Raw genomic sequence first — 10,918 nt, forward strand, 5'->3', positions numbered from 1 at the left:
TCGATCAAATAGTTGGGCTATGTGCTGGAGAGAGTCGCCTTTCTGCCAGTGATCCCACATCAGTTTTTTCTGGCTTTCGGTGTAATAGATCCGAGGTCTCTGCTTCATCTGCAACACTCCTTCTGCTTACACAGAATTTAGTTGTGTTGCATCGACCGGTTGAATCCACAGCCAGAAGCAGTCATTCAATCTCGTGTTGCTAGCGGCTTGACAGCGAAATTTCGCAGTGGACGAGTACATACCTGACTCCATTTCCCCTAACACCACTATTACCCTCTCAAGTACTCTAACTTTCCGTGAACATCAGGTAGGGTCTGCTGATCCCTTTGCCGGAGGCCTCGGTCTGGTCTTCTCCAGATCGTGAACGATTTCACATGAATTCAAGGTATCACCGACGACATGGTGGCCATCGCACGTAGCCGAGCAATACGCGGCTATCGTCGCGGGGCGAACTGTCGTTGCTTATAGCGCCTCTTTTGATCGGCGCCTGCCCGCCATCGTCACGGACTAACCGCCCCGGAGCTGACCACCGCCTGCGCAATGCTGCTGTATATGGAGCGGTGAATGGGTGAATGGGTGAAAGGGCTGGCAATGGAGCTGGATCAAGCTTATCGAGGCCGCTATCGAATGCGGGGTGCTGGAGGTCGGCTCCTACCGCGCCCTAAGCAATGCACGAATGACTCTGGACGTGCTGTGCTACCTGCAACGTCGCACAAATGGATGTAAATCAACAACTTGGCCTGCCGGTAAATAATCAGTAGATACTGCCAAAGCTAATTCAATTTTTCACATAGCTAAATCAAGCATCTCATGTCTATTGAAAGTATCAGTCAGTATCAATAAGATGATTCTGCAACAACAAATTAATATTAACATCAGGGAGAGATCTTATGGCACTTAAACCAGGCCCAAAGCCAATTGCTAAATCAACCGGCGAAGTTGATAAGCGTCGTCGTGACAATAAAGACACGCAGGGAAATAATCCCGACTTGAAACCTAGCAAGTCCTCAAAAAAATAGGTTGTCACTGGCAGAAGCTACTTTAATGGTAGCTTTTGCCATTGAGGCTTTTAGGGAATGAAGCATAGTCGGTAATTTTGATTTATTTGACGATCATTACCCACTCTATGAGCGCTATAACAACATATCGGATAGCATCATTGCTGCAGCAGAGCTTGAGAGTTTAATTCTCTTGGTTTTTCTCGTGAGGGATTTGCGCGGCCAAGACCCGCAGGCGTACTCTTTGTTCTGCTCGCCCCACCGATACCGATAGAAAAAGCTGACCGACACACAGTCCTTTCGGGCAGAGATTCGACCGGCCAGATTGCCATCCTCCCGGAGGATTCGGCCGGCATCGTTGGCGGTCAGCGACTTGAGTTCCTTGATGGTGATTTTGGCCATGAAATGGGTTCCCCCTACTTTTACCCCCACAAAAACGCCGGCTCTTGATGGACGTTACTGGACTCTCGCAGAGCAGAACACCGCTGGAACTCAAGTAAATACTCGCTTGGAAAAATCCAGAGTAAAATTTTGGAAGCTTTCAAGAAGTACGAAAAAGGAGATGGGGTGCTAGGGGTCGAGTGTTCGAATCACTCCGTCCCGACCATTATTCCTGAGTAAAATCAGACACTTAAGCCGATCAGCTAGATCGGCTTTTTTGTGCCTGCGCAAAACTGGCGAAAAACCCATTGAAGAAATGCCGTCTGATAGGGGGCTGTATGGTCAATGTAGAGTCCAGCAGGAAACACGACAAACGATTCGAAAAGCACTTTTCGTTGCAGATGGATGACATAACACTCATCTTGAAATGTCACCTGATGCTGGAAGAAATGCTTCGCGATTTCTGCTCTGAGATGGTTTCGCTCCGTGGGAGCGTATGACCGGCGCGGTGATGGTCATGATTGTTTTCCAGGTGGACGCCGCCTCGCCGGCTGGCGTGATTCGTTGAAGTGGGCTATTGGTTGATGACCCGGCATATCGCTGGATCAAGGAGGAAAAATGGTCAAAAAACCAAGCAATAAGTTGATTGCAGAGGTTTCAGGCTTGACTGAGGGCGAGGTGGGAACCTACCTGTGCCAGCTAGATCAACAGGCGAGCGGCGATTGGTTGGCTTACTTTGGTAATGAGATAGAAAAAGCTTCTGCAGCTTGTCAAAAACTCAATAAGGCGAAGACGGTAACGATCCCCGTAGCGTTGGCTAACAACTGGTACGACCGAGGCAATGGCTGAGCTCGTAGCTCAATAGGTGAGGAGTTATGCTGAGGTTTGAACAGATCGAGAAGGTAGATTCTTCAAGGTGAGTCTATGGCGCATTATGTGGTTTCAGCCGTTCGAATCAACGATGCCGCTGAAATAGAGCTCTTCATGTGGGCAAAGATTGACCCCAGCGTCAGCAGAGGAAGATTTCTTGAAAAACCACACATAGCTTCGATGGAAGACATCATTGCGGCTATTCGCGATGGGGACGTTGTTGAGATGACATTCGAAGCGGGCATCGGGACGGTGTCAGGTGGAAAGCTTCTGGAATGTCACTTGCCAAGTGGCGAGGTGACCGTAACCGAAGAACGTGCTAATCCAGGCAGAATGATCAGCGACCTACCAAGATTTTAAATCGTGACAACTGCCCGTCTGCCGATGCGTTCAGTGCAATAGGTGAGGGCGGATCAGGCTGCCGCTGTCGATTCGAGTGAGCAGTCCATCCACGAAAGCCTGGTCGCCGACTTCCGTTTTGCATCGTTCTGCGGCAGCTTGACCTTCGCCCTGATGACTACGTCTCGGCACGGTCCCGGCTTGCGAATACGCTCGGTGTTATCGGCGGCGTACTGGGGGGCATCGAACATGCTGCTGAGCTGGGCGACTCGCTTGCCATCCATGATCTTGACTACGCGATCTTCGACAGCCTGGAGCCACTGGCTCATGGACAGTTCGATCCGCTTGCCTTTATCGATCTTGAAGTCCCGAACCTTGCGTTTCGCCTCTTCGCGGGCGAAGTGCTCATTCATTCCGAATACGGCAAATGTCCTCATGGCTATCTCCTGTCAGGCGCCGTTCTCCGTGACCGGATGCGGCAGTATGAAAAATGGTGAAGTGGCAAGGTGATAGCCATATGATTCGCCATCACTCACGCATGGAGCGCGCAAATGCGCCTGTTACTGGTTTCAACTATTGCCCTGTTCATAACCGGTTGTTCAGGACCAGGTGTTGTGCCGATGGGGCGAGACACCTACATGATCGCGAAGGATGGGAGCTTCACGACCTTTGGCGGAGGAGGCGTAAAGGCTGAGCTATATCAAGAGGCCAATGCTTTCTGTGAGAGCAAAGGCAAGCAGCTGATGCCGGTAAAAGATGCGTCCAGGGATTCTGGTTACGGTCGCGATGCCAATGCCGAGTTGCAGTTTCGGTGCCTCAATGAAAACGATCCAGAGTTGCGCCGACCGACCATCAATCAAGATGGAGTAGTCCTCCGCGGCCGGATGCAACAAATATAGGTGAGCCATCCGGTTGAAGGGGTAACCCGCTGTATCGGACGGGTTACCTGTTTTTCATTTTGGATCGAAGGTGCCGAGTGTCAGCATTGGCGAATGCACCGCCGTTCAGTTCTTCAAGGAACTCGGCGGTATCTGCTGCGATTGGCATAGCTGTTGCCTCGGGTAGGCGCCGCCCTCCGTGACCGGATGCAGCATGGTGGCAATTTGATTTCGGATGGTGTTTTACGGATAACCTGCACTGGGGCCGGCCGAAGGAGCAGTAATGGGGCGTTCAAGCAAACCTGACGAACTCAAAAATCCGCGTAGGGTTATGGCTGGGAAGATGGCATACGAGCGAAGAAAGGCGGCTCAGGACGAAGCGAATAAGCCGGCAATGGAAATCGTAAAGGCCATTGTGGCGGTGATTTGCTTGATCGGGTTCGCGCCAAGCTTTTCCGCGAAGGTGACCTGAGCATCGAACGGTTCTCCGAGCTGCAGCTTGATCGCAACTTCTCACCGCTGACCCTGGTACAGATGAAGGCTCTTGAACCACTGGCGTTCGAGCGGGCGGGCATCAAATAACGGCAAACCAACTGGCGGGACCAAGGCGCTGCTTTTGCGTCTGCTGCCTGCTCAAGGGTGAGCGCGTCGTTGTTTCGTGATCGTTGACTGAGGGAAAGGATCTGCATATACAATCCGTTCTTTCAATTTTTGTTTCGGTAAGTCATGAGCGAAGAACGAGATATTCCCGAGCCTGAGCACGACCATCTGCTCGATCATGAATTCCATGATGACGAGTCATGGGTCGAAGAAGACGCTCAAGCAATTTTTGACGAAGAGGATGATGACGTTGATTTTCTTGATCAGATAGATCAAGAGGACTGACACAGCAAAATCTAAACGCAAGTAACCCAAAGGGCCCGTCCATCTGCACGGGTCTACATGCTTTGAATCAAGCCCTGGCAGCCGCCGGGGTTTTTTATGCGTGCGCCAGGCAGGGTGCGTTGCGCGCAAGCGCAACCAGCTCGGCTGTGGTGGTCACGCTGGTGACTTGGAGGTGAAAGTCCTCTACACACCCGGCAAGGGGAAGTGTTAGCCAGAGGCAAGGGTGTCGCGGGTGACTGCGAATCTGAAGGAAGCCCGAGGCAAAATGCTGGCCTGACGAACAGGAAGCGGATGAGGCGGGGTAGGGGGGCGAGTTTCCCCAAAGCCCAATACTTGCACGGAACGCTGCGACGTAGAAGCGACGTTAAAACACCCATTTTGAACGGGTCTTGCATTGCTTGGTTACCTGCTTCTGACACATTGACCTCAAGGTCATAACCGCGCCGAAATTGGCGCAATCCCAGTCCTTGGGTTTGCAGGCAAAGGACTGGGGGTATCCGTTGCGTGAAGGCAGGAGGCTACTACGGAAGGGCAGTTCACGTTACTGTGCATTCATCCACGTTGGATGACTGGCCAGCCCGCTCTAACAATAACAGGGAGGTTTCAAATGATACCGAAGCTACTCGTGACTATTGGGATTGTCTTCTACGCCGTCGTTGTACCGGTGTTAGAGCTCAATGATACCCATGTTTTTAACCAGGCTTGGGAGCCCCACGCTCGGCTACATGAGGTCTGGCAGTTGTTCACCAATACTGCAATTGGTGCATTTAGCCTTTGGCTTGTGTGGCTCAAGGGTAACCTCCGCCTCTCCAGTCTTCTTACATTGTTTATTACTGGCGGGTTCTTGATGGCTTACTGGCTTCGAGAGTCTTACGGTGGATCGATGATCCTCACAGATGGCTCAGAGAAAATGATTCTGGGGGTGAACTTAGGTCTTCTTGCATACACCCTTGCAATTTTGTTGGCTGGTATCGCAGTTGTAATCGATCTGCGAAAACGAGCGGCGCGAGTCTCAATCTGAACTGAGGGAGGGGGCGCAGCCTAGCAGTTGTCAATCGTGAGGGATGGATGAAGGGTTCGGTCAGCAGGACGCCGTAGGAGGGAATCAATCTTGTACCACTGACCGTGTAATTAGGGCGTAAATCGGGCATTTCCGAAGTAAGGAAGTGCCCGGTTTCATTGGCTCTGCGTACTTTGCCTTACCCCTTTAGAATCGCGGTGTAATTCTGCACGGAATTAGGCCAGCACTGCCTATCGAGAAGGGCTGCAATCCACCAGTCGTGATCAAACAGCACGCCATATCGAAACGAAAACTGCTGCCAGAAAAAACGAAATTGGAATTGGCAGTATCGATTGCACAGCAGTTAATTGCTTACCGGTGCGTCGAGTGACAATCCTGAACATGCCTACGACCAACACAAACGCTGTAATGAGCGCCCACCCATATTCACTCATGAGATACACCTAGCCATTCTTGTTTTACATTAAACATCGACTCCATAGGCCGCCCCAAAGCATAACGGCTACTCTATCAACACACCTTCATAGCCGACCATCTGCTTGATCGCATTCACACATTTGCTAATAGATTGTCCGTTTTGGGTCGGCTGCTGCCCCTCGTAACTGGTCGTTATCGACCGAACGTAAGGAGGTAGGAACCTTTAATGCCCTCCCTCCCACAACTCAGCAGCAACCTGCGAGCATTGTTACGTCCAGTAATCGACCTGATGATGCCAGCCGCTCGACAGAAGTCGCAATTCAATCCCAAGCAATCTTGTCATTTACCAAAGCTTAGGGCAGGGTCGATACCACTGACATCTCTGCCAAAGGAGTCACCCATGTCCAAGCTATATCCCAGTATCGATCCTGAGGGGCTGGTCGAGTACTCGGTGGTCTACACCGACCGCTCGCTCAACCATATGTCGCAGTCATTTCAAGGCGTGATGAAGAACATTTCCAGCACCCTGAAACAGGTCTACAACGCTCAGGCTGTAGCGGTGGTCCCGGGCAGCGGCACATTCGGCATGGAAGCGGTGGCACGACAGTTTGCCACCGGCCAGCAATGCCTGGTGATACGCAACGGCTGGTTCAGTTATCGCTGGAGCCAGATCCTTGAGATGGGGAACATCCCGGCGGCCACCACGGTGCTGAAAGCCCGACCGGTCGAGACTGGTCGTCAGGCTGCCTACGCCCCACCCCCTCTGGACGAAGTGCTGGCAGCCATTCAGGCGCAGAAGCCGCAGATTGTCTTCGCCCCCCATGTTGAAACCTCATCAGGGATTATCCTGCCCGACGACTACTTGCGGGCCATCGGCGACGCCGTGCATGCGGTGGGTGGCCTGTTCGTGTTGGACTGCATTGCCTCAGGCACGCTTTGGGTTGATATGCACAAATGCGCAGTCGACCTGCTGATAAGCGCACCGCAGAAAGGCTGGAGCGCCTCCCCTTGCTGCGCCCTGGTGATGCTCAGTTCTTTGGCCCTCGAGCGCATCGAACAGACGCATAGCAGCAGTTTCGCCTGCGACCTGAAAAAGTGGCTTCAGATCATGCAGGCCTACGAACAGGGCGGACATGCCTACCATGCGACCATGCCCAGCGATTCCCTCGCGCGATTCAACGAAGTGATGAAAGAGACGCAAGCCTACGGTTTCGACAAGATCCGCGGCGAACAACAGGCTCTGGGCGATCGGGTGCGCGCAATGTTGACCGGCAAAGGCATCAAAAGCGTGGCCGCAGCCGGCTTTCAGGCCCCTGGCGTAGTGGTGAGCTACACCGATGATGCCGACATCAAGAGCGGCAAGAAATTTGCCGACCACGGCCTGCAGATCGCCGCCGGAGTGCCGCTGCAATGCGACGAGCCGGCCGACTTCCAAACCTTCCGCATCGGTCTGTTCGGACTCGAAAAGCTGCACAATATCGAGCGCACAGTCAGCACCCTCGAGCAGGCACTGGACGAGGTGATGGTTAACTAAGCCCTCATCTTGCCCGCAGCACATACCGAACTTGTGAATTCCAGGAATGCATCCTGCCCTGGGCACTGCCGGCCCATGGCGCTGATCTTCGACAAATATGACGCTGGTCGTCCGGACGTCATGTTAGAACCACAAGGGAAAGCCCGTGCACGTGTCTTACTGACACGTGCGCCCTTCAGCGCTATCAGAAAAGGTTTCCGATGAAGCCTTTCACGGGGCGGATGATTGGCGGCTTTATGACTTGGATCGACCCCAAGCGGACATCTGAATATCTGGCCGCTCGCGTAACGGATAAGGCCGTAAGATGTGTGCTTCATTGCCGATAAGGAAATCGTCATGTCACCGAACAAGGCTTGCCCGGTCATCCTCTCCAGTATTCCTGGCACACACATCCTTCTGTTCCGCCATCCAATAGCAGGCGTACAACTGGTCAAAGGGACAATCGAGACAGGTGAAACTCCGGCTCAGACCGCTCTGCGTGAATTAAGCGAAGAATCAGGCATAGAAGCTGCCTCGGTTGTCAGCGATATGGGCTGCTGGGACGCCGCGCATCTCGACCAGATATGGTCATTTCAACTGTGTTACACGCAGGCACTTTTGCCGGAGCAATGGACTCATCGCACGCTCGATGACCATGGTCACACCTTCAGCTTTTTTTGGGCTCCGCTCGATGATTTGCCGTTTGCCGACTGTCATCCGGTCTTCCGTCGAGCATTACGGTACCTGACTGCCACACTGACAGCGCAAGGTTATGTATTGGCTCATGATCAAAGCACAAACATATCGTCCGAAGCTCCGACTTGATGTTCGCAAGCGGCTTTCGAGCGGCTGTTTCTGGCCCAGGCTGTGTAAAAACGCAGGTGCCATTTTGAATTCTGCGTTGCTACGTGAAATCAGCCGGTGTTGCGGTCAGTCGGAAGACCTGAAATTGGCGTGGGAACGCGTTATTTGACACGACTCAGCCCGCTATTACTGACCGAAAACGTTTTTACAGAGTGTCGGCCGATTGCTGCCTGTCACGAAGGACCGAGATCGACCCATAGCCGTCTTTCGTTGGATGACTTTAGGCACAAGCGGACAGCCATGACGTCCGCTCGACCGTTTTTCATCTGGTGTCATGCCAATGCCAATTCACTGTCCTTGATGTTCGCAATCGGCCCCAGGATCGAGGCGTCAAACTCGGCAAGGGCCGTGTGAGTTGCCAGGCGACGGGGAAGATCCGGATTGGCTAGAGCCGCTTTGCCCAACGCGATCATATCGGCGCCGTCTTGCAACACCTGCTCAGCACGGTGCGGTACATCCAGACCACCATTGGCGATGATCGCAACCTGGGGCGCATAGCGGCGCGCCAGCTCAACCAGACTTGCATTTCCTTCGATGAATGCCGGTTTCCATGCCTCAAACTCCGTCACATGGATAAAGTCCACTCCAGCGTCCTTGAGCGAGCTGAAAATGACCTCGGCGGCAGCTTCACCTTCCACCCACTTGTGTTCATAGTCGTTCACCTTGCTCTGTGAGATGCGCACACCGACAGGCGCAAGCGTGCCGATAGCGGCCCTGACTGCCTTGATGACTTCCAGTGTCAGTCCAAGCCGTGCCTGTACATTTCCGCCCCAGCGATCGTCTCGTTGATTGGTGTAGTCAGTCAGGAATTGGTCAAGCAGGTAGCCGTTCGCCCCATGGATTTCAACGCCGTCGAACCCAGCGACACGCGTGGCCAGCACAGCCGCTTGTGCGAATCCCGCGATGGCATCGGCGATGTCCTCATCACTCATCGCTCGGGGCAGCGGATATTGCCCCTCACCGTAATAGAACTTCATCTGCGTTCCTTTCGGGCGGACAGTCGAGGGTGCAGCGGTAGCAGTTTCAAAACGGTTGCCCTGATTCAGCGCTCCAGCATGCATGAGTTGAGCGAATACCGCGCCATTGTGGGCGCGAACAAGATCTGTCACGCCGTGCCATGCCTGGGCCTGTTCGACATCACTGATCCCTGGTTGGAAGGGGTAGCCCTGAGCATACTTCTGGTCGGTGTACAGTCCTTCGGTAATGACCAGACCAAATCCCCCTTTGGCAAATCGCTCGTAGTAACGCGCAATCTCGGCGGTGGCTAAGCCCGCCTCGGTGGCACTGACACGCGTCATCGGCGCTACGGCAAGACGATTCCTCAATCTGCGGTTGCCAATATCATAGGGAGTTAAAATCTGCTGGTTGTAGCCATTCATGTGATCAGTCCTCATTTATCCGAAACGCTTTAATAATCGATGTAGAGGACAGTAAACTTGGCCTGACGCGTTGAGAAGCCAGCAACAACGATAAGCCGCTTTATCAAAGATGGATATAATGATGCAGATCCCGGATGTGGAAGTGTTCAGCGCCATTGCCGAGAGCGGCAGCCTTTCAGCCGCCGCCCGACGACTGGGTCTGACACCCATGACAGTGTCTCGCAGACTGGCATCGCTGGAGGGAGAGTTAGGAGTTCGGCTGTTTCATCGAACAACGCGCTCCGTGTCGTTGACAGCCGAGGGCGAAACATTTCTTCCCTTTGCAACGACGCTGTTGGAAGCCAGCGAGGGAGCGAGGGTCAGTCTGAAATCATATGCTGGTACTGCCAGCGGTGTTTTGAAGGTGACTGCCCCCACCGTATTCGGCCAGTCAGTGATCATGCCGCTGATTCCCGCGCTTTTAGCCGAACACCCGGCGTTGCGGTTTGATCTGACGCTGTCGGACAGCATCGTGGATATCGTCGGTCTTGGGATTGATGTCGCAATTCGCATTGCGACTCTGCGAGACTCGGCTTTAATTGCGCGCCCCCTCGCCCCGAACCGAAGAGTGCTGTGTGCCAGTCCGAATTATCTGGAACGTCATGGAGTACCTACTACGATGGACGCATTGTTGAGCCATCGTCGCATCGCTCTACATGGCATGCCTTATTGGCCGTTCATGCGTGGCGGTGAAGCGGTCGCCATGCGGGCGGAGGGCGTTTTTTCGGCCAACAGTGTCGAGGCAGTCCGCACTGCATGCAGGCAAGGTTTAGGGGTAGCGATGCTCACGTACTGGGACGTCCGTGATGATCTAGATGCTGGGACCCTTCGTCTGGTCGAATTGGAAGATGTAACCCCGGAGCAACTCTTCATCACCGCAATATTGCCTACTCGCCAGCATGTGCCACACAGAGTAAGAGTTTTCCTCCAGCATCTGGAGACAGTGCTTAATTCCTGAGACTGACCTTCAATGATACGTCCACTTATGGGCTATGCCGGCCGTTAGGAGGAGCGTCCGCTATTGGCCGATTTCTGCCTGTTACCAAGGGCAGCAACCGACCCTTAACGGACGCTCGCAAGGTGCCAATTGTCAGAGTGAATATTCTGTCTATGGGAAGTGGGGAAGCGGCAGCCGCAAATGAGGCTGCCGCCCAACCGCTAGTTAGGTATTGGAATGTTCACACCTTCCTTCTGCAGGTCTTCGCGCACCGACTGGAATTTCTGGTACTTGGAAATTTCCACCGGGCCGTCGTAGGTCATGCTTTGCATTTTGCGTGGAGGGTACTTGGCGTAGGTTTTCATCAGGTTGTTGATCGCGATGCTGATGGGAACCA

Annotated in this window: 11 protein-coding genes and 2 pseudogenes; 10 read left to right on the top strand and 3 right to left on the bottom strand. The window is 53.4% G+C overall.

Annotation, left to right across the window (positions count from 1 at the left end):
- Positions 1 to 890: 890 nt before the first annotated feature.
- Positions 891 to 1,019: a hypothetical protein gene (locus KGA98_RS28470; RefSeq protein ID WP_256214295.1), complete on the top strand. Its 129-nt coding sequence runs from the start codon at positions 891 to 893 to the stop codon at positions 1,017 to 1,019.
- Positions 1,020 to 1,202: 183 nt separating this feature from the next.
- Here KGA98_RS28470 and KGA98_RS27900 read toward each other — a convergent pair.
- Positions 1,203 to 1,400 (bottom strand): annotated as a pseudogene (locus KGA98_RS27900) (site-specific integrase); the annotation flags it as partial.
- 597 nt (positions 1,401 to 1,997) lie between these two features.
- Between KGA98_RS27900 and KGA98_RS27905 the strand changes: the two are divergent.
- Both KGA98_RS27905 and KGA98_RS27910 read left to right on the top strand, forming a co-directional pair.
- Positions 1,998 to 2,228 carry a hypothetical protein gene (locus tag KGA98_RS27905; protein ID WP_150812531.1) on the top strand — a complete coding sequence of 77 codons (231 nt, stop codon included), beginning with the start codon at positions 1,998 to 2,000 and terminating at the stop codon, positions 2,226 to 2,228.
- Positions 2,229 to 2,303: 75 nt separating this feature from the next.
- Positions 2,304 to 2,609: a hypothetical protein gene (locus KGA98_RS27910; RefSeq protein ID WP_150812532.1), complete on the top strand. Its 306-nt coding sequence runs from the start codon at positions 2,304 to 2,306 to the stop codon at positions 2,607 to 2,609.
- A 53-nt stretch (positions 2,610 to 2,662) separates the two neighbouring features.
- On the opposite strand, the gene KGA98_RS27915 is transcribed toward KGA98_RS27910, so the two are convergent.
- Complete coding sequence (locus tag KGA98_RS27915) at positions 2,663 to 3,025, bottom strand: hypothetical protein (RefSeq protein WP_150812533.1); 363 nt, start codon at positions 3,023 to 3,025, stop codon at positions 2,663 to 2,665.
- A 114-nt stretch (positions 3,026 to 3,139) separates the two neighbouring features.
- Here KGA98_RS27915 and KGA98_RS27920 point away from each other — a divergent pair, with 114 nt between their 5' ends.
- The 6 genes and pseudogenes from KGA98_RS27920 (at position 3,140) to KGA98_RS27945 (ending at position 8,127) form a co-directional block, all read left to right on the top strand.
- Complete coding sequence (locus tag KGA98_RS27920) at positions 3,140 to 3,487, top strand: hypothetical protein (RefSeq protein WP_150812534.1); 348 nt, start codon at positions 3,140 to 3,142, stop codon at positions 3,485 to 3,487.
- Between the two features lie 417 nt (positions 3,488 to 3,904).
- Positions 3,905 to 4,048: pseudogene (locus tag KGA98_RS27925) on the top strand (phage head morphogenesis protein); the annotation flags it as partial.
- Positions 4,049 to 4,192: 144 nt separating this feature from the next.
- The gene (locus tag KGA98_RS27930) at positions 4,193 to 4,351 is read left to right on the top strand and encodes a hypothetical protein (RefSeq protein WP_174245509.1); all 159 of its coding nucleotides are present in this window, start codon (positions 4,193 to 4,195) and stop codon (positions 4,349 to 4,351) included.
- Between the two features lie 607 nt (positions 4,352 to 4,958).
- Positions 4,959 to 5,372 carry a hypothetical protein gene (locus KGA98_RS27935; RefSeq protein ID WP_150812535.1) on the top strand — a complete coding sequence of 138 codons (414 nt, stop codon included), beginning with the start codon at positions 4,959 to 4,961 and terminating at the stop codon, positions 5,370 to 5,372.
- Between the two features lie 817 nt (positions 5,373 to 6,189).
- Complete coding sequence (locus KGA98_RS27940; protein ID WP_150812536.1) at positions 6,190 to 7,323, top strand: aminotransferase class V-fold PLP-dependent enzyme; 1,134 nt, start codon at positions 6,190 to 6,192, stop codon at positions 7,321 to 7,323.
- 336 nt (positions 7,324 to 7,659) lie between these two features.
- Positions 7,660 to 8,127 (top strand): NUDIX hydrolase, encoded by a 468-nt coding sequence (locus KGA98_RS27945; RefSeq protein ID WP_150812537.1) that lies wholly within the window; start codon positions 7,660 to 7,662, stop codon positions 8,125 to 8,127.
- A 311-nt stretch (positions 8,128 to 8,438) separates the two neighbouring features.
- Here the strand turns inward: KGA98_RS27945 and KGA98_RS27950 are convergent, their stop codons facing one another.
- Positions 8,439 to 9,545, bottom strand: a complete 1,107-nt coding sequence (locus KGA98_RS27950; protein ID WP_150812538.1) for a tRNA-dihydrouridine synthase — start codon at positions 9,543 to 9,545, stop codon at positions 8,439 to 8,441.
- A 121-nt stretch (positions 9,546 to 9,666) separates the two neighbouring features.
- On the opposite strand from KGA98_RS27950, the gene KGA98_RS27955 reads away from it, so the two are divergent.
- Entirely contained in the window at positions 9,667 to 10,542 is an 876-nt protein-coding gene (locus KGA98_RS27955; protein WP_150812551.1) for a LysR family transcriptional regulator, read from the top strand.
- The last annotated feature ends 376 nt before the right edge of the window (positions 10,543 to 10,918 follow it).

Source organism: Pseudomonas sp. BF-R-24 (assembly GCF_019947335.1).
Taxonomy (GTDB): domain Bacteria; phylum Pseudomonadota; class Gammaproteobacteria; order Pseudomonadales; family Pseudomonadaceae; genus Aquipseudomonas; species Aquipseudomonas jessenii.

Bases quoted from the DNA above. Each gene is read 5' to 3' on its own strand.
- KGA98_RS27955 (WP_150812551.1), top strand. From the start codon at position 9,667: ATGCAGATCCCGGATGTGGAAGTGTTCAGCGCCATTGCCGAGAGCGGC.
- KGA98_RS27935 (WP_150812535.1), top strand. From the start codon at position 4,959: ATGATACCGAAGCTACTCGTGACTATTGGGATTGTCTTCTACGCCGTC.
- KGA98_RS27940 (WP_150812536.1), top strand. From the start codon at position 6,190: ATGTCCAAGCTATATCCCAGTATCGATCCTGAGGGGCTGGTCGAGTAC.
- KGA98_RS27920 (WP_150812534.1), top strand. From the start codon at position 3,140: ATGCGCCTGTTACTGGTTTCAACTATTGCCCTGTTCATAACCGGTTGT.
- KGA98_RS27915 (WP_150812533.1), bottom strand. From the start codon at position 3,025: ATGAGGACATTTGCCGTATTCGGAATGAATGAGCACTTCGCCCGCGAA.
- KGA98_RS27950 (WP_150812538.1), bottom strand. From the start codon at position 9,545: ATGAATGGCTACAACCAGCAGATTTTAACTCCCTATGATATTGGCAAC.
- KGA98_RS27910 (WP_150812532.1), top strand. From the start codon at position 2,304: ATGGCGCATTATGTGGTTTCAGCCGTTCGAATCAACGATGCCGCTGAA.
- KGA98_RS27945 (WP_150812537.1), top strand. From the start codon at position 7,660: ATGTCACCGAACAAGGCTTGCCCGGTCATCCTCTCCAGTATTCCTGGC.
- KGA98_RS27930 (WP_174245509.1), top strand. From the start codon at position 4,193: ATGAGCGAAGAACGAGATATTCCCGAGCCTGAGCACGACCATCTGCTC.
- KGA98_RS27905 (WP_150812531.1), top strand. From the start codon at position 1,998: ATGGTCAAAAAACCAAGCAATAAGTTGATTGCAGAGGTTTCAGGCTTG.
- KGA98_RS28470 (WP_256214295.1), top strand. From the start codon at position 891: ATGGCACTTAAACCAGGCCCAAAGCCAATTGCTAAATCAACCGGCGAA.